Consider the following 16,940-nt stretch of genomic DNA (forward strand, 5'->3'; position numbering starts at 1 on the left):
GGATGTTCGGTCGCCTCCGCTATCTGCTGACGCTGTCGCGGCCGCGCTTCTGGCTGTATCTGGCCGGTCCAGTCGTCGTCGGCGTCGCGTACGGCGCGGGGACGACCGCAGACCTGTTCACGGAAACGACGATTCCCCTCTTTGCGTACTTTCTGCTCCCGGCGAACGTCTTCCTGTACGGCATCAACGACGTCTTCGACGCCGACGTCGACACCGACAACCCGAAGAAGGAAGCAAAAGAGGCCCGCTGGCAGGGAGACCCCATCGTCGCGGTCGTCATCGTGGCGTCGACGCTCCTTGGCGCGGTCGCGTTCGCGCTCACCCCGAAGGTCGCCTGGCCGTACCTCGCGGGCTTTTTCCTCCTGGGGTTTCAGTACTCGGCGCCGCCGCTGCGGTTCAAGACCACCCCGGTGCTCGACTCGCTTTCGAACGGTCTGTACGTCCTTCCGGGAGCGGCCGCCTACGCCGCCGTCGCAGGGTCGCAGCCGCCCCTTGCCGCGCTCGCCGGCGCGTGGCTGTGGACGATGGGGATGCACACCTTCTCGGCGATCCCCGACATCGAACCCGACCGGGCCGCGGGCATCCGGACGACAGCGACGATGCTCGGCGAGTCCCGAACGCTCGCGTACTGCTTCGGCTGCTGGCTCGCCGCCGCGGTCGTCTTCGGCCTCGTGGACGTCCGTCTGGGACTGGCCCTCGCCGCGTACCCGCTGATGGTGCTCGGCGTCGGGGTGTCGGCTGTCGCCGTCGACCGCGCGTACTGGTGGTTCCCCGCGCTCAACACCGCAGTCGGAACGCTCCTGACGCTCGGGGCGCTCTGGAGGCTCGTCCATGCGTGACCGCGGCGAAGCCGCCGCAACGGCCTCGCTGCGACGGCGACTGCCCCGAACGCGCGCGGAGTGGGAGACGCGGCTGGAGCGGCTGGTTCGCGAGAACCGCTTTACCATCTCGGTGTTCTTCCCGCTGAACGGCATCGTGCTGTTGCTCGCGAGCGCCGAGGGACTGCTCCCCGCGCCGCTCGCGTTCAACGGGTTCCTGATTCTTCTGGGGACGGCAGTGATGCGCTCGCCGCTCGTCGTCGGCGTGCTCCCGCTGACCGACCGCCGGGCGGCCGCCTGGGTCGGCGCACTGACGCTGTACGCGTACGGAATCGAGTATCTGGGCGTTCATACGGGCGTCCCCTACGGCGAGTTCTTCTACGGCGTCGATCTCGGGCCGATCGTCGCCGGCGTCCCGCTGGGACTCCCAATCTTCTTCATCCCGCTCGTGATGAACGCCTATCTCCTCTGTCTGCTGCTGCTCGGCGACCGGGCTGTGCAGGCGGCGGTTCGCCTCTCTGCAGTCATCGCTGCCGTGCTGGCGATGGACGTCGTTTTGGATCCCGGCGCGGTCGCGCTCGGCTTCTGGGTGTATCCGGCGGGCGGGGCGTTCTACGGCGTGCCGCTCTCGAACTACGCCGGCTGGGTGGTCTCGGCGACGGTCGCCGTCCTCGCGCTCGATCAGGGGTACGACGGCCAGGCGCTGGTAGCCAGACTCGACGAGTGTGAGTTCCTCCTCGACGATCTGGTCTCCTTTGTCATCCTCTGGGGCGGGATCAACGCGTGGTTCGGCAACTGGCTGCCGGTCGCGGTCGCCGGACTGTTCGGTATCGGACTGCTGTGGACGGATCGGTTCGACACGCCGCTGGACGAGTTTCCGCGGCTCTGGCAGTAAGGAAAGTACCTGGTTCAACTCCGTCGGCGAGGAAAATCGGCTGGCTCGGCTCCGTTATTCGCTGCGGGTGGCACTCCGGAGCAAGCCGGAGACCCACCCGCCGAACCGCCGGACGCCCGTCCGTTCCGTCGTCGGTCCCGAGTGGCCGGGGCCGTGCGTGGCTTCACTCTCCTCGGGGTATGGAACGACGCTGACCCGCCGGAACACCGCGACCGGATCCCGCTCGATCGCCCAGAACATCCGGGTTTTCGCCAGGAGGGACAGTTTTCGCGTGGTCGAAAGCGACGGCGTCGTCGAGAGGACGTCGCAGTCGAGACGGCGGATCTCGCGGTGATGATCCGCGTAGAGCACCGCCGCGAGCAGGACGGCGAACTGGCAGTCATCGGGGAGGTATCTGATTCCCTCGACGCCCTCGCGGTAGAGCGACTCCGCCCGCCGGATCTCCGCCTCCATCGCGGCACGGAAGTTCTCGTCGTACTCGAAGTTCGCCACCTGCGCTTCGGTGACGCCGTGTTCGCGGAGGGTCTCCTGTGGGAGGTAGATCCGGTCGCGCTCGACGACGTCCTCGCGGACGTCGCGGAGGAAATTCGAAAGCTGGAACGCCTCGCCGAGCGCCGTGGCGTGCGGCAGCGCCTCCTCGGTCCGCTCGGTCTCCATAATCTCGGTCATCATCCGGCCGACGGCGGCGGCGGAGCCGTCCATATACGCCGCCAGATCCTCGTAGGTCTCGTAGCGATCCGTCTCGATGTCCGCGAGCATCGCGTCGATGAACGCGTCGACGTCGGAGTCGGGGATACCGTGTCGCTCACGAACCTCAGCGAAGGCCGAAAGGACGGGATCGTCGGTCGACTCGCGGCCGAGCGCCTGCCGGCGAAGCGTCTCCAGACGCTGCCGCTGTTCGTCGGGCGGGGCCGTGTCTTCTGCGTCCACGACCTCGTCGGCAACCCGGAAGAACGCATACAACACGTACGTGTCGTGTCGGACGCGCTCGGGGAGGACGCGCGTCGCAAGGTGGAACGTCTTTCCGGTCTGCCGCTGGATCGCCTTGCTCTGTCGGATCTGTTCCTGTTTGACCATCGTCACCTATGGGGAATCAGGGCGTCTCGTCGCCGTGCCGTCGGGCCACTCATCTCTCACCAGAGTGGACGGACCGAAGTCATATAATCCTTCTCGCCGTCCCGCGACCAACTCACACAGCGGCAGCGAGATCGGCCAAAAGATTCATTTGGGGTCGTTTTCCCCGCGGACGCGCTGCCGGGAGATCACGGGGGGAGTGCCGAATTCGTTATCTTTGTGCGCGGGGCAGTCCGACGAGCGGTCACCAGAACGTATCGCTGCAGTCGTATACTACGCCGTGTTCGGGACAGACGTATTTGCAGTGACGATGGGCCATCGGCCGCTCGCAGAGCGGGCACGGGCGACCCGGCGGTGTCTCGGTGTCGGCTCTCTTTTCGCCCCCGTCCATACGGGAATCGGCGGGTCCGGTCGACAAGAAGGTTCGCGTTGCGGAGCTAGGGTGTGATAGAGCTCTTGCCGGGTGTTTATTTCACGGTCTTAAGAACTAAATCAGCTGTTAGAATCTGCGTGCGCAATGTTCAATTTCATAGTTAGTTTCATAGCCCCCTCCCACAAATTCCTTGATGAGAAACTAATGACTGAAAGTGCCGAGGGGAAAGCGGATTTTGATCTCGGCCCTCCAGAATATCTCGTCTATCGAGTTCTTTGGGAGTTGCGGGAAAATACGGGCGGTGAGACTGGCCGAACGAAGTTTCATAAGCTGTGCATCTTAGCAGACAAGAAATTAAACGAAAAATACGACCGGGATATCGGGCTTCCACAGTACTGGTACAAATATGGGAAAACCCTCGCGGAGTCCGAGATTGATGATGCGGTAACATTCACCCCCCATTCGAATCACCGAAGAGGGTTTGCGTACTACCCTGCCGAACAGGTTAGTGAGAGCGATTTTGATCACTTGGACGAAGATCTAAAGGACGATATCTTTCAAGCGACGATTGAGATAGTTGACGAACACGGAGAGAAGAATTACAAGGAGTTAGAGAAATATCAGTACGAGAATTTCCCTCCTCATAAGTTCGTCACTGCTTATGGCAACTTCCGATGGTACTTATCCTCGATTTCTCTCGATCGGGATCAAAAGACGATCGAACACTTTACCGATCCATCGGAGAAGTCCACAATCGAAGAGTTATTAGACGAAATGCTGGTTTCGTTTGATGAAAGGGAGTTTGAGGAGATCTACGACCTTTATTTGGACTGGGACGATACAGTTCGCCTTCTTAACGAGGAAGGTGCCAGCGCTCGTGAATTGCTGGATTTCACTGAGACGTTCATAGAAGCAATTGCTAAAGCTGTTTTGAGATTCAAAGATCGATCGCACATCTCAGAAGATCGCCTTTCAAAATGGGAAGAAGAGAAAGAGAAGGTGCTGAAGGATTTGGAATCAAAAATACAGCGGAGGCGGGAGTCCGCCCTTTCGGGTCGTTCAATGTCCAGGGAATTGCGGAACATATCCGACTCATATAACGAAACTATTTCCGACGAGTTAGAAGATCTCTAAGATGGCGGATAGCGCATTCCTAGACAAGGGAATCATTCTTGGATATTGTTTTTATACTGATACACACTATGTCAAATGTAAGGATTACATCGAATCTACTGATGCGGAACTCTACGCTACGAAGCAAGTAGAAGACATCTTCCAAAGAAAAAAGGACAATATTATTAAAAAACATAGGAGAGCGATAACAGATTTCATCCGCTGGGTGAAGCAGGAATATTCTGGAAATTTGAATTCAGAGGATATTGCAGAGATTCAGAAAAATATCAACCGTGAAGAAAATCCAGTATGGCGATATCTACTAGATTATTTCGAGGATAAATCTGGCAAGGAAGTTTATCCAGTCACGAAAAACCTCAGACAAATTGCGCGGGATCTCGAACAATTGGCTGAAGAGCGTAACGAGGAGCTCCAGCCAAAGGTTCTTGGATGGATTCGCTTGGCGAGCTATCCTGAGTTGAAGGATAATCTAAGTTCGATATTCGAGAAAGACGAAGAAGACTATTGGATTGCAGTTGATGCCCACGACTTAGGCTGTAACGTCGACGGAACGACTGAATTAGCCACAAACAACCCGAGCGACTTTGACGACGATGCGGTTCGAGATGAGATATTGACACACACGGCTATTGATGAGATCAACCTCGTATTCGTTTCTCGTTCTTATTCTCCCTAGTTCCTGAACTGAGCGATTCGATCTGTGACAATTGGAGGGTATAAAACCGTTCTATGACTCCCGCGTGGCGGGAGTACTATCTCAGCACTCCGACCAGCCGCAGGACTCGCAGGTCTTGCAGCCCTCCGAGTAGTACAGCGACATCCCGCCGCATTCGGGGCACTCGGGGCTCTCGCCGGCCGCGAGGAGGTCGTGCATCGCGTCGGCGGCGTCGCCGGGGGCGTCGGTGACGTCCGACTCCCCGACTTCGGGTTGGTTCGGTTCGACGCCGACGTCTGCGTCCTCGACGTCGACGGCCGAACCGCCGTCAGTCTCGCGGCCGGGCGCTGCTTCGGCCTCTTCGGAGAGTTCCGTGAGGTTCTGCTGCTGAGGGTAGCCCTTCTCGATCTCGCCGTCGAGATACCGGCGCATCGCGGTCCCGATAGCGTCCGGGATGGAGTTGATCTGTTCACCCTTGTCCCAGGCAACTTTCGGGCTGCGGATGCCCTGCAGTTCGCTCGCGATCTCGCTCGGGTCGACGCCCGACCGGAGCGCCGTCGAGATGGTCTTCGCCAGCGCCTCGGTGAAGGAGGCGGTGAAGCCGCCGGAGTTGCCGATGTTCGCGAAGAGCTCGAAGGGCTGGCCGTGCTCGTCCTCGTTGATGTTGACGTACAGTTTGCCGTAGCCCGTGTCGATCCGCTGGGTCACGCCGTAGAGGACGTCCGGCCGCGGGCGCTTCTTGCCGAGGTCGGTCTCGCCGTCGGCCGCCGACAGCAGGCGCTCGACCTCCCGGTCGAGGGCGTCCTGCACGGCGTCGTTCTCGAGGAAGCCGTCGATGCCGCCGAAGACCTCTTCCATCTGCTCGACGAGCGCCTCGGCGGCCTCGTTCTCGTCGGCGAAGTCGGTGTTCTGTGCGCGGGTGGTGAGGACCTGCTTCGAGCGCGTACCGTCCCGGTAGACGGTGACGCCCTTCCCGCCGTTCTCGTAGATGTAGCGGTAGACCTCGTCCATGTCCTCCTTCGTCGCGGTGTTCGGGAAGTTGCAGGTCTTCGAGATGGCGGAGTCGACACCCTCCTGGGTCGCACACTGCACCGCGGCGTGCTGTTTGCCCGAGAGGTCGCCGGTGACGACGAACAGCTCGGAGATGGCGTCCGGCACGGTCGAAAGCGAGGAGACTCCGTCGAACTCGTTTTCGGCCATCTGCTCCTGCGCCTCTTCCTTCACGGCCGCGACGTCGATGTCGTTGTCCTCCAGGACGCGGAGGAAGTAGTCGTCGAACTCGACGAGCATCTCGTCGCCCTGGACGTCGTCGGAGACGTTCTTGTAGTAGGCGACGTTGTAGATGGGCTCGATCCCGCCCGTCGTGTTCCCGACCATCGAGGTGGTGCCGGTCGGCGCCACGGTGGTCGTGTTGTGGTTCCGGATGGGGAACCCCTCTGCCCACTCGTCGGCGTCGAGGCCGGTGTGATGCTCGAACCACTCGCGGTACCTGGTCGGGTCGGCGTACTTCGAGTCCTCCCAGTCGGCGAAGGTGCCGCGTTTCTGTGCGAGTTCGTGGCTGGTCCACTTCGACTCGTGGTTGATGTGGGTCATCAACTGGCGGGCGACCTCGTTGCCCGCTTCGGTCCCGTACTGGATGCCGAGCTGGATGTACAGCTGTGCCAGTCCCATCACGCCGAGGCCGATCTTCCGCATCTCGCGGACCTTCTGTTCGATCTCCGGGACCGGGAAGTCCGACATCGTGACGACGTTCTCCAGGAACTGCGTCCCGCGTGCGATTCGGTAGTCGAACTCCTCCCAGTCGATCGCCTCCGCGAGGAACGCGTCGACGGCCTCGCCGAACTCGTCGTACTCGTCGCCGTTGTTGTCGTACCAGACGCGCCAGTCCGGGGCGTCGAAGTCGACGAGCGTCGAGAGGTTGATGTGGCCGAGGTTGCAGGCCTCGTACTCCTCGAGCGGCTGCTCGCCGCAGGGGTTCGTCGCGAGGATCCGATGCTCCGGATGCTCGTCGACGTTGAAGGAGTGCTGCTTGTTCACCCGTTCGAGGTAGATGACGCCCGGTTCGCCGTTCTCGTGGGCGCCGTCGACGATCTGATCCCAGAGCTTTTCGGCGGGGATCGAAAGCTCCTCGCCGACCTCGACGTGCTCCCCGAGGCCGAACATATCGTACAGTTCCTTGGTCTCGGGCGTGGCGACGTGCGGTTCCTCCGTCCGGGGGTTCGTGAACGTGAACTCCTCGCCGGCTTCCAGCGCGTCCATAAACTCGTCCGTGATCCCCACGGAGATGTTGAAGTTCGAGAGGTGCCCCTCGACGGCGTTCCGGAGGTGCTTGGGGACGCGCCCCTCGTCGTCGATGAGTTCCCGCGCCTCCTCGAGTGCGTCCGCGAAGGAGTTGTGCGTGAAGTCGTCGGGGTCGTTGAGACGGAGCGTGTGCGCAAGCGAGACGTCCTTGTTCTTCGCGTGGAGGAACTGGATGACGTCGGGGTGGCTGACCCGCATTACGCCCATCTGGGCGCCGCGGCGCGCGCCGCCCTGTGCGATCGTCTCACACAGCTGGTCGTACGTCCGCATAAACGTGATCGGCCCGGAGGCGATGCCGCCGGTCGAACCGACAGGGTCGCCATAGGGGCGGAGTCGCCAGAAGGCATACCCCATTCCACCGCCGCTGTTGTGCGAGACGACGCCGTTTGCGACGTACTCGTGGTTTCCGGCGACGGTGACGTCGTAGACGGTTTCGGGCCGGGCGTCCTCGACGGCGACGACCTCCTGTTCCCAGGTGTGGTCGTCGACGACGGTGCCGCACTGGGTCGGTCCCGGCGGCGTCTCCGAGAGCGACGCCGACAGTTCCGTCGAGCGGGTGTCGACGTAGCCCACGTCGGCCGCGAAGCGTTCGAGGCCGGTCGAATCGGTCGGGGCCACGCTGAAGTACTCGCGGTCGTCGTTCTCCCACTCCCACTTCGTCGCCGGGATGCCGACGCCGAGGAGTAACTGCAGCGTCTCCTCGATGAGTTCCTCGGAGGCGCTGTAGAGCCGCGGGTAGCGTCCCTTCGTGAGCGTCCCGTCGGTCGAGAACAGCCCGCGGAGGAACGCGCAGACGCGCTCGTGGTCCGTCTGCCGGATGGAGTCGGGGACGCGCGCCTCCGCCGAGGAGGGTTTGGCGTCGCCGAAGTTCCGGAGCCAGAAGCGCTTGATCTCGTGGCTGTGGATCACGGCCTCATAGCAGCCGTCGGACCAGGTGTAGTCGATCCCGGCGTCGAAGAGGTCACGCGAGAGCGTGTCGATGTGGTTGAGCACGTCCTCGCGGTTGACGTGGAAGCGGATGCCGTCCTGGTGGACCGACCCGTCGCCGATCCAGATTCCGAGCAGTTCCGCGAGGCCGGCGGTCAGCTCCTCGGGCTGCGTCACCGTCTTGACCGGCTGTCCGTTGGGCTCTAAGCTCCGGGCGCTCCGATGCTGCTGGATCGTCGCGGGACTGACATCCAGCGCCGCGGCGATCTCGCTGTCCGAACCTCCCTCGTCGTAGAGCGTGTCGAACGCGCCCTCGTCGAAGCTCGCGCCGGCGGGTCGGCCGCCGCTCCCGTTCGCCGGCAGGTCGAGTTCGTTCGCGCGACGGCGCTGGACGGTCGAAGGCGAGCAGTCGAGCGCCGCGGCGATCTCGTAGTCGCTGTGTCCGTCGGCGTGAAGCTCCGCGATCGCCTCGTTCGAGACGGTCCGGGCGTTCTCCCACTGGCCGCCCGCCGCGACGGTTTCCAGCGATTCCGTTGCGTCCTCGTCCGTGAGCCAGCCGAGCCTGAGCGAGAGCGTCTCACCCGGTTCGACGTCGTCGATCTCGCGCCATTCGTCGTCGACCAGGAGCCGGTGGTTCGGCGTTCCCCGGACCGAGATACCGCCCTCTGTGACGAGCCGTTTCGTCGGCGCGTCGTCGTAGGCGTGAACCTCCTCGACGGTTCGGACGCGGTGGCCGTCGGCGTCCCGCTGAACGATCCGATCGCCCGGTTCGACGTCGGCGATAGAGACGATCCCTTTCTCCTCGACGGCGACCGTCGCCTCCTCGGTCAGACACTGGAAGACCTGTGCGGCCTCCTTTGCGGTCTGGTGGATGTCGTCGATGTCGTCTTCCGGCGAGTCGACGAAACACGCCGAGAGCTGCTGGAGCTCGTCGCCGGCGTTCATCAGCGTCGGACTGTTGTGGCTCACGAACCCCTCGACGACGTAGGTGTTCCGTCGGGGAACCTGCATATCTTCCACGGCCATCGTCCCGACGTCTCTGATCTCGGAAACGGGCTCGTAGAACTGATCGCGCCGGACGAACTCGGCGACGGGGGAGTCCCACAGTTCCGGGTACTCCTCGGCGTAGCGACGGAAAATCCCCTCTCCGATCTCCTGGTGGTTATCGGAGTCGGGATCGATCAGGAACTGGGAGAGACCCCGGTACGCGTCGAGTCCCAGATCGCTGCCCTGGAACCACTCGTGGAACCGTTCGGTCTGATTGGGGATCTTCACCGACGAGGCGTTGTCGGCGACGGTCTCGAACCGCGTCGCGTCGCTGCGCTTCCGCTCGGAGGCGAACCCGACCCGTTCGACGAACCGCTTTCCGCAGACGTTCTTGCGAACGGAGATGCGATACCCCTCGCTCTTTTCGCTGCGCGACGACCGGACGCCGAGACCGAGCAGCAGCTTCTGCACCTGATCGGCCAGCGCTTCGCTGTGGGTGTACAGTTCGATGCTCCGCTCGCCGACCGTCCCGTCGGCCTCGAACAGTCCTCGGAGGAACCGGGCGATACAGCTCCGTCCCGACTGCAACACCGGCTCGGGGATCGTGGCAGTGCTCGATGTCTCTTTCAGCAACCCGTTTCGGTCGAGGAACTCATAGAGGGCGCGGCGGCCCGCCTGTCCGACGACGCAGGCCGCGTCGTTTCGCGTCCGACTCGTCGGCTCGAAGCCGAACACGGATTCGGTCAGTCGATGCCAGTGCTCGACGAGATCGTCGTCCTGTTCGTCGAACGCGACCCTGACGCCGCTTTCGCGTGCGGTCCCGTCGCCGAGATAGAGGCCGAGCCACTCCGCGAACTCCGGCGTCATCGCGTCCGGCGTCTCGATGGTCTCCCGCGGGCGACCCCCTGTCGCGGCGATCGTCCCTCCGTCGGCGGCGCCGTTCGGTCGAAGATCGGCCGCCGGGCCCTCGTCGTCGAGAAAGTTCTTCTGCAGGGCGATCACGTCCGTCGGTCGGAGGTCCGTTACCTGTCGCCACTCGTACTCCCCCTCCTCGGAGATCACGCGGAAGTAGTGCTCCGGCGTGGCACGGACCGTGTATCCGGAGGCGGTTTCGATCTCACGAACCGCCTTCTCCCCGTTCTCGAACTTCGATTCGACGACAGCGTCGTCGACCTCGTCGTCGTAAACCCGGTCGCCGGGCTCGACGTCGGTCAGCGGCGTGAGTCCGCCCCCGGAGGCCACGAGCGAATCCGGCGGGACGCAGTTCGGCATGAAGGAAAGCGAGTCCATCAGCGACTCGAACTCCTCCCGGGTGGTCTCGACCGTCTCGCGGACGTCCTCGGGGAGTTCCGGGACGATTGTGTCGTAGGCGAACTTGTTGACGTTGTACACCGAAAGCGCCGTCTCGGCGTCGGCGTCGGCGGTGACGCCCTTGCCGAACACCTCCTCGGCGAGTTCGTCCCGTCGGGGGTGATCGGGTTTGAGCTGATCGGGCGTGACGGTGATCTCGACGTCCTCCTTTTCGGCCTCGAAGACGGCTTCGGCGAGGGCGACGTTCTTCGCGACGCGCGGGAAGAGGTCCTCCTGGGACTCGATCGGTTCGCCCTCGGCGTCCTTGCGGAGGTACCGCGCCGGCAGAATATTGTGGTAGGCGTTCGCGGTGAGTCGCTCCTCGAGTGTGTCCCCGTCGGTCCGCTTGACGGGGAGCGTCAGGTCGTCGGCTCTCGCGGGCGTTTCGCTCATCGGCTGTTCCTCCGGCCCAGTGTGGTCACACCGGGCGATGTCGGCGTGGTCGCTGTGACGATTCCGGTCATTTGTAACGATGGCTTGTGAGTGTGGCAGGTGGGTTAAGGCTTCGGGATGCGGGTTTTGGCTCGATAAGTGTCAGCTCCGATATCCCTCCCCCCACCGGCTGCGCCACGCGTGTGACGTGACGGGGCATTGTTGGAGTTGGCGGATTATCAAGGTATCCAGACCGAAGTGAAAGTGGAAAATTGCCCCGGGAAGATGCCCGCAGTCTTCCGATATCCAACCGAACCGGAGGGGTCACGACGGACGGCGAGGTCGTGGTCATCGGCTCGTTCCCGGCTGGCGGCCGTGGAAGCAGCGCCACTCGCAGCCCGGATCGAGGGCTCAAATCATCACACTGCTTATTGATTCGCGAATAGCACTCGATCAAATCACCGAACGCAACGCCGGCGACCCCCCACAGACTTATGCCTCTGTCCGGCAGTAGCAGGGGTATGGTATCCCTACTCGGGTCAGCCGCGGCGTCGCTCGCGCCTCTGCAACTCGGCGGGCTTCTGTCGGAGCCACTCGGACAGGCCCTCGCTGTCATCGTCGCGATCGCGGTCGTCGTGTTGGTCGGTCGCGTCGCACTGAAGATCGCGTGGCGGCTCGTCACCATCGCGGCCATCGTGGTTGGGGCGCTGCTGCTGCTTTCGTTCTTCGGCATCAACGTACTGTAGCGGGGCGATTTCGCCTCGCTTCTGCTTGAAGCGGACGCTACCGAGCGTCTCCGTCTCAGATCTCGACGGTCTCGCCGACCGATCGCCCGAGCACCCACTCGTCGATGAAGTTCCGGACGATGTCGTGACCGACGCCCGTGAGCACCGACTCGGGGTGGAACTGGACCGCCTCGATCGGGTACTCGCGGTGCCGGATGCCCATCACGAGTTCCGTCGCCGCCGCGTCGGTCTCCCCGGCCGCGACGTCGTCTGTTGGATCATCACTGGCAGCCTCGCCTCCCGAGTCGGCGTCGTCCGACACGGCGTGTGACGTCGTCGCCGACACCTCGAAGCAGTCCGGGACGGTCGTCGCGATCAGGGAGTGATAGCGGCCGCCCTGGAAGCCGTCGTCGAGTCCCGCGAACACGCCGCGCCCGTCGTGGTCGACGGGGTAGGCCTTGCCGTGGATCGGTTCGGGCGCGTGGCCGATCTCGCCGCCGTAGGCGTAGACGGCCGCTTCGAGGCCGAGGCAGACGCCGAGTGTCGGGATCGTCTGCGAGAGGGTCTGCAACACCTCGGTCGTCACGCCGACGTCCCGTTCGTTCTTCGGATGGCCGGGACCGGGGCTGATGACGATCGCGTCGGGGTCGATCTCTCGGAGGTCTTCGAGCGAGGCGGTGTTCTTCCGGACGACCACCTCGACGCGCTCGCCGCCGACGCGCTGCTCGGAGAAGTACTCCACGAGGTTGTACGTGAAGGAGTCGAAGTTGTCGACGACGAGGAGTGTGAGCGTCATCGGAGCACCTCCTCGGAGGCGGCCTGCTGGCCGGATTCAGTGGCCCGATCGTCGGATTCGGTGCCCCCCTCGGACGCATCCTCGGCACCGTCGCGGTCGGCCTCGATCCGCTCGATCGCCGACAGGACGCCGTCCATCTTCTGTTCGGTCTCCTCGTACTCGGATTCGGGGTCGCTGTCGGCGACGATGCCGGCGCCCGCGCGGATCGAGACGACGTCCTCGTCGCCGTCGTGGGCGATCGTCGCCGTCCGGATCACGATCGCGAAGTCGGCGTCGCCGGACCACGAGTAGTAGCCGACGCCGCCGCCGTAGACGCCCCGCGGGACCGTCTCGAGTTCGTCGATGATCTCCATCGCCCGGACCTTCGGGGCCCCGGTCAGCGTCCCAGCCGGGAACGTCGCCCGGGTCGCGTCGAAAGCGTCCGCCCCCTTTTCCGAGGCGGTCGTCCCGGCGTTGGCGCCGTTTTCGCTCCCCGCGAGCGTCCCCGTCACGGTCGATTCAATGTGCTGAACGTGGCTGTACTTCAGGACGTTCATGAACTCCTCGACGCGGACGCTACCCGGCGCTGAGACCCGCCGGACGTCGTTGCGCGCGAGATCCACGAGCATCGTGTGCTCGGCCCGCTCTTTGCCGTCCGCGAGCATCTCGCCGGCGAGGCGGCGGTCCTCGACGGGGCTCGTGCCGCGCGGACACGTGCCCGCGATCGGGTTCGAGACGATCCGGTCCCCAGTGACGGAGACGAGCGTTTCGGGGCTCGCGCCGACGATGTGCCGGTCGTCGTGCCGGAGCAGGTACATATACGGCGAGGGGTTGATCTCCCGGAGCGCCTCGTAGAGGCCGACCGGATCGATCTCGCCGCGGAGTTCGCGGACGCGGGAGATGACGCCCTGGTAGATGTCGCCGTCGAGGACGTGCTCTTTCGTCGCCCGGACGGCCGCCTCGTACTCGTCTTTCGGGCCGGCCGACTCGCTCGTGCGGACGAATCCGCCGGTCTCGGGGGCGGACGCTGCCGCGAGCGTGGCCGCAACGCCGTCGGCCTCCGCCTGCAGGTCGTCGTAGACCGCGCCGGGGTCGTCGCCAGGGGCGATGACAGGTGTCAGCACGAGCGAGACCGACGAGCGCGCGTGATCGAACGAGAGCGTCTTCGTGGTGAGGACGAACTGTGCGTCGGGCGTGTCGGTCTCCGGGCGTTCGACGCCGACCTCCGAGAGCCAGAGGTCGTAGACGGCGTCGTACGCGAGGAAGCCGACCAGTCCGCCGCGGAGTTGCTGGCGGTCGTCGGTCGGGAATCCAACCCGAGGGAGCGTCGGGAACGCCCCGCGGAGTCGATCGAGGACGTCCGGGTCGGCGGCTTCGTCGTCCGCTGCCTCAGCGTCTTTGGCCGCCTCACCGACGCCGCCCGCATACTCGGCCGCCCAGCCGCCGAGCCGATCGATCTCGACGCCGTCGGGATCGACCGTGACGACCGCGTCGGGGTCGTAGCCGACGAACGAAAAGCGGGCGTGCCGATCCGTCGTCGCGTGCTCCGGCGCGAACGCTCCCGCCGGATCGCTGGACGGCGTCTTCTCGGCGCTTTCGAGCAGGAACCCGTAGTCGCTCTGGCCCGAGAGCGCTGCATAGGCAGTGAGCGGCGTGACGTTCGGGAGTTCCGCCGTCACGTGGGCGACGACCGGGCCATCGGTGTCGTCGGTGGCCGCGTCGACCTCCTCGACGAACCCCGCCCGGGATTGTGAGAGCGGTTCCTCGATGTCGGTCACGACGACACCCCTTCGGCGGCCGCTGGATCAGATTTCTCCGACTCACTCGAATCGACCGCGTCGGTCGCGTTGGCGACGAACGCGCGGACGGCGTCGGGGTCTTTCACCCCGCCGCTGCGCTCGACGCCGCTGGCGACGTCGACGGCGAACGGCCGAACCGTCGAGACCGCCTCCGCGACGTTGTCGGGGGTCAGCCCGCCGGCCAGAACCACGGGCACGTCGAGCGTCGCCGTCACCTCGGCGGTCGCCGCCCAGTCGTGCGTCTCGCCGGTGCCGCCGGCGCCCGCGTCGTCGATCGAATCGACGAGGACTGCATCGACCGCTGGAGCGATCGAACGAGCGCGGTCGGCTTTTGCGGCGTCGACGACGGCCACGACGTCGGCCGTGACGGCGTCGCGGATCGAACGCAGTTCCGCGGGTGAAAAGTTGCCGTGGAGTTGGAGCACGTCGGGCCCGACTCGTTCGGCCGCGCTGATGGCATCGTCGGGCGTCTCGGGCATCGTCACGAGCGTGCCCGCGATGAAGGGCGGAGCGGCAGCGACTAACTCCGCTGCCGTCTCCATCGACACCTCCCGTGGCGTCTCGACGGGAACGTCGGCAATCACACCGAAGGCGTCCGCGCCCGCCGCTTCGACAGTCCGCAGGTCCGACTCGGTCGTGACGCCGCAGATCTTCACCCGGACCATCGGCTCAGCGCTCCACCGCGGCGTCTGCCGGGCCACAGAGCGCCGAGAACGTCGTGGCCGCGTTGCCCTCGTCGATTGCGTTCGCGGCCACTTCGGCGCCCTCCTCGATGCTGTCTGCGATCCCGGCGACGTAGAGCGCCGCCCCCGCGTTCGCGAGGATGATATCCCGCTTCGGGCCGTCGGTCTCGCCGGTCACGATCCCGCGGAGATCCGCCGCGTTCTCTTCGGGTGACCCCCCGGCGACGGCGTCGATCGGGGCCGAACTGAGACCGATCTCCTCGGGCGTGAGCGTGTACTCCTCGGTGTCGTCGCCGTCGACCTCCGCGACGCGCGTCTCGTCGTGGAGCGCGATCTCGTCCATCCCGGACCCGTGGACGACGAGCGCGCGGTCGACCGACATCTGCGCGAGGGCGTCGGCGAGGACGGGCACGAGATCTGGGTCGTAGACGCCGACGACCTGCGCGTCCGCGCCGGCCGGGTTCGTCAGCGGCCCGAGGACGTTGAAGACCGTCCGCATCCCGAGTTCCTTCCGCGGGCCGATGACCGCCTTCATCGCGGGGTGGAACACGGGTGCGAGCATAAATCCGATCCCGTCGCGCTCGATGGCTTCTTCGACTGCCGGCGGTTCGGCCTCGACGTCGGCGCCGGCGACTTCGAGGACGTCCGCGCTGCCGGACGACGAGGAGACGGAGTAGTTGCCGTGTTTCGCGACCGCGGCGCCCGCGCCCGCGGCGACGATGGCGCTCGTCGTCGAGACGTTGATGGTGTCGTAGTCGTCGCCGCCGGTCCCGCAGGTGTCGACGAGCGGATCGCGGTCCGGTTCGATCCGCCGCGCCGCGTCGCGCATCCCCTGGGCGAAGCCGGCGATTTCGGTCTCGGTTTCGCCCTTGGCCCGGAGCGCCGCGAGCAGCGCGCCGATCTGCGCCTCTGTCGCCTCCTCGAAGACGAGGCGGGCCGCCTCGCGGGATTCTGTCTGGGTCAGGTCGCCGCCGTCGGTCGCGCGTTCGATGTAATCCTGGAGTGTCATCGTGGTCACCGATGTACTATTTCGGGTTGTATTGAACAAATCCGTTCATCTGTATAAGGTTGTCGGAGCGGGGAATCGTCGGATACGAGCCGGTCTGTCCTGACGGACCCGGGCGTCGTACCGAGCAGGCCAGGACAGTGAGATGACCGCGAGAGGGGAGAAATCGAACGACAGCGTCGGTCGCACCGAAGCGAAACCTTCAATTACGTCCCCGCGGAAGCAGGTAATGCGTCGAGACGACGCAAGCAAACAGGTCGGGTTGGTGGTCTAGGTTGGTTATGACACCTCCTTGACATGGAGGAGGCCGGCGGTTCAAATCCGCCCCAACCCATACCGTTTTAAGTAGAATCGCACCACGTAGCCACCGCTTTAAGACAGCCGTTTTCGCAGGGGGTGGTGATCGTGAGTAGTGACGCGCAGTCGTCGCCAGCCGTCGAGAGCGACGATGTGCGGGCCGTTTGCGACTTCTGCGGCGGTCGCTTCGAAGAGGGCGACAAGTGCCCTGCACGGGATAAAGGGAGGTGCCGCCCATGACGCCGCTGGACTTCGCCGCGAAGCGCGACGGCGACTCGGCGAGCTGGGAGCGGGCCGACCCGACGGGCGCACTGATCGAGCGCATCGCCTGGAATACGTGGCTCGTGACGCTGCCGGACTCGGAAACCACGTACGAAGTCGAACTCGCGACCGAACACGGCGCCTACGTCGGCGACTGCACGGTTCGCGACAGCGGCGAGCAGTGCCCGGCCCGGAAGTTCAACGACCGCGACGAGCCCTGTGCTCACCTCTGCACGCTTCGGAAAGCGGCGTTCCTCGGCATCGACGACGACCGCGGAGAGTCGATCGATGTTTTCGAGCGCGACGACGCCGCGATCGCGGCGGCCGACGCCCACATCGAGACCGCGATGGCCGACGGAGGTGTTCGCCGATGAGTGCGAACCTCCGTTTCGAGTGGATCAACTGGAACCGCTCTTGTGTTACAACCCCGAATCTTGTAACACAGCCGGTTTCGCCTCCTCAGCCGCTCACGGAGTCAAAAACAGCGGATCAGGATCTTGTGTTACAA

General features: G+C 64.4%; 12 protein-coding genes, 1 tRNA gene and 3 pseudogenes. 7 read left to right on the forward strand and 9 right to left on the reverse strand.

Annotation, left to right across the window (positions count from 1 at the left end; translation table 11 throughout):
- Nucleotides 1-2: 2 nt before the first annotated feature.
- Together RJT48_RS08110 and cruF are read left to right on the forward strand one after the other, a co-directional pair.
- Entirely contained in the window at nt 3-839 is an 837-nt protein-coding gene (locus RJT48_RS08110) for a prenyltransferase (RefSeq protein WP_311171765.1), read from the forward strand.
- A complete protein-coding gene (gene cruF / locus RJT48_RS08115; protein ID WP_311171766.1) occupies nt 832-1,713 on the forward strand; it encodes a bisanhydrobacterioruberin hydratase in 882 nt (293 codons plus the stop codon). Before RJT48_RS08110 ends, cruF begins: the two co-directional genes overlap by 8 nt.
- A 54-nt stretch (nt 1,714-1,767) precedes the next feature.
- Here the strand turns inward: cruF and RJT48_RS08120 are convergent, their stop codons facing one another.
- Together RJT48_RS08120 and RJT48_RS08125 are read right to left on the reverse strand one after the other, a co-directional pair.
- Nucleotides 1,768-2,790: a phytoene/squalene synthase family protein gene (locus tag RJT48_RS08120; RefSeq protein WP_311171767.1), complete on the reverse strand. Its 1,023-nt coding sequence runs from the start codon at nt 2,788-2,790 to the stop codon at nt 1,768-1,770.
- Nucleotides 2,791-3,031: 241 nt separating this feature from the next.
- Nucleotides 3,032-3,178: an HVO_2523 family zinc finger protein gene (locus RJT48_RS08125; RefSeq protein WP_311171768.1), complete on the reverse strand. Its 147-nt coding sequence runs from the start codon at nt 3,176-3,178 to the stop codon at nt 3,032-3,034.
- A gap of 126 nt (nt 3,179-3,304) precedes the next feature.
- On the opposite strand from RJT48_RS08125, the gene RJT48_RS08130 reads away from it, so the two are divergent.
- Complete coding sequence (locus tag RJT48_RS08130; RefSeq protein ID WP_311171769.1) at nt 3,305-4,294, forward strand: hypothetical protein; 990 nt, start codon at nt 3,305-3,307, stop codon at nt 4,292-4,294.
- 1 nt (nt 4,295) lies between these two features.
- On the forward strand, nt 4,296-4,970 hold the full coding sequence (locus RJT48_RS08135; protein ID WP_311171770.1) for a hypothetical protein: 675 nt from the start codon (nt 4,296-4,298) through the stop codon (nt 4,968-4,970).
- Between the two features lie 81 nt (nt 4,971-5,051).
- Here RJT48_RS08135 and RJT48_RS08140 read toward each other — a convergent pair.
- The 3 pseudogenes from RJT48_RS08140 to RJT48_RS08145 all read right to left on the reverse strand — a co-directional run.
- Nucleotides 5,052-7,652: pseudogene (locus RJT48_RS08140) on the reverse strand (adenosylcobalamin-dependent ribonucleoside-diphosphate reductase); the annotation flags it as partial.
- Between the two features lie 24 nt (nt 7,653-7,676).
- Nucleotides 7,677-8,354, reverse strand: a pseudogene (locus RJT48_RS20765) (LAGLIDADG family homing endonuclease); the annotation flags it as partial.
- A 792-nt stretch (nt 8,355-9,146) separates the two neighbouring features.
- Nucleotides 9,147-10,907: pseudogene (locus RJT48_RS08145) on the reverse strand (LAGLIDADG family homing endonuclease); the annotation flags it as partial.
- A 500-nt stretch (nt 10,908-11,407) separates the two neighbouring features.
- Between RJT48_RS08145 and RJT48_RS08155 the strand changes: the two are divergent.
- Nucleotides 11,408-11,632 (forward strand): DUF8029 family protein, encoded by a 225-nt coding sequence (locus RJT48_RS08155; protein ID WP_311171771.1) that lies wholly within the window; start codon nt 11,408-11,410, stop codon nt 11,630-11,632.
- A gap of 55 nt (nt 11,633-11,687) precedes the next feature.
- Here RJT48_RS08155 and RJT48_RS08160 read toward each other — a convergent pair whose 3' ends face one another.
- From RJT48_RS08160 to trpD, 4 genes are read right to left on the reverse strand one after another with little or no spacing between them, the layout of a single operon-like run.
- On the reverse strand, nt 11,688-12,407 hold the full coding sequence (locus tag RJT48_RS08160) for an aminodeoxychorismate/anthranilate synthase component II (RefSeq protein ID WP_311171772.1): 720 nt from the start codon (nt 12,405-12,407) through the stop codon (nt 11,688-11,690).
- The gene (gene trpE / locus RJT48_RS08165) at nt 12,404-14,164 is read right to left on the reverse strand and encodes an anthranilate synthase component I (protein ID WP_311171773.1); all 1,761 of its coding nucleotides are present in this window, start codon (nt 14,162-14,164) and stop codon (nt 12,404-12,406) included. The genes RJT48_RS08160 and trpE overlap by 4 nt, the downstream gene beginning before the upstream one ends.
- Nucleotides 14,161-14,850 (reverse strand): phosphoribosylanthranilate isomerase, encoded by a 690-nt coding sequence (locus tag RJT48_RS08170; protein ID WP_311171974.1) that lies wholly within the window; start codon nt 14,848-14,850, stop codon nt 14,161-14,163. The genes trpE and RJT48_RS08170 overlap by 4 nt, the downstream gene beginning before the upstream one ends.
- A 4-nt stretch (nt 14,851-14,854) precedes the next feature.
- Nucleotides 14,855-15,877, reverse strand: coding sequence for an anthranilate phosphoribosyltransferase (gene trpD / locus RJT48_RS08175; RefSeq protein ID WP_311171975.1), 1,023 nt, complete (start codon nt 15,875-15,877; stop codon nt 14,855-14,857).
- Nucleotides 15,878-16,133: 256 nt separating this feature from the next.
- Here trpD and RJT48_RS08180 point away from each other — a divergent pair.
- Nucleotides 16,134-16,208, forward strand: a tRNA-Val gene (locus RJT48_RS08180).
- 199 nt (nt 16,209-16,407) lie between these two features.
- A complete protein-coding gene (locus tag RJT48_RS08185) occupies nt 16,408-16,806 on the forward strand; it encodes a hypothetical protein (RefSeq protein WP_311171774.1) in 399 nt (132 codons plus the stop codon).
- Nucleotides 16,807-16,940 lie beyond the last annotated feature (134 nt).

It is taken from the genome of Halobellus ordinarius, from assembly GCF_031823395.1.
Taxonomy (GTDB): domain Archaea; phylum Halobacteriota; class Halobacteria; order Halobacteriales; family Haloferacaceae; genus Haloquadratum; species Haloquadratum ordinarius.

What these genes read in the sequence shown, in the direction of transcription:
- RJT48_RS08110 (WP_311171765.1), top strand. Translation starts at nt 3, where the DNA reads ATGTTCGGTCGCCTCCGCTATCTGCTGACGCTGTCGCGGCCGCGCTTC.
- cruF (WP_311171766.1), top strand. Translation starts at nt 832, where the DNA reads ATGCGTGACCGCGGCGAAGCCGCCGCAACGGCCTCGCTGCGACGGCGA.
- RJT48_RS08120 (WP_311171767.1), bottom strand. Translation starts at nt 2,790, where the DNA reads ATGGTCAAACAGGAACAGATCCGACAGAGCAAGGCGATCCAGCGGCAG.
- RJT48_RS08125 (WP_311171768.1), bottom strand. Translation starts at nt 3,178, where the DNA reads ATGGACGGGGGCGAAAAGAGAGCCGACACCGAGACACCGCCGGGTCGC.
- RJT48_RS08130 (WP_311171769.1), top strand. Translation starts at nt 3,305, where the DNA reads ATGTTCAATTTCATAGTTAGTTTCATAGCCCCCTCCCACAAATTCCTT.
- RJT48_RS08135 (WP_311171770.1), top strand. Translation starts at nt 4,296, where the DNA reads ATGGCGGATAGCGCATTCCTAGACAAGGGAATCATTCTTGGATATTGT.
- RJT48_RS08155 (WP_311171771.1), top strand. Translation starts at nt 11,408, where the DNA reads ATGGTATCCCTACTCGGGTCAGCCGCGGCGTCGCTCGCGCCTCTGCAA.
- RJT48_RS08160 (WP_311171772.1), bottom strand. Translation starts at nt 12,407, where the DNA reads ATGACGCTCACACTCCTCGTCGTCGACAACTTCGACTCCTTCACGTAC.
- RJT48_RS08170 (WP_311171974.1), bottom strand. Translation starts at nt 14,850, where the DNA reads ATGGTCCGGGTGAAGATCTGCGGCGTCACGACCGAGTCGGACCTGCGG.
- trpD (WP_311171975.1), bottom strand. Translation starts at nt 15,877, where the DNA reads ATGACACTCCAGGATTACATCGAACGCGCGACCGACGGCGGCGACCTG.
- RJT48_RS08185 (WP_311171774.1), top strand. Translation starts at nt 16,408, where the DNA reads ATGACGCCGCTGGACTTCGCCGCGAAGCGCGACGGCGACTCGGCGAGC.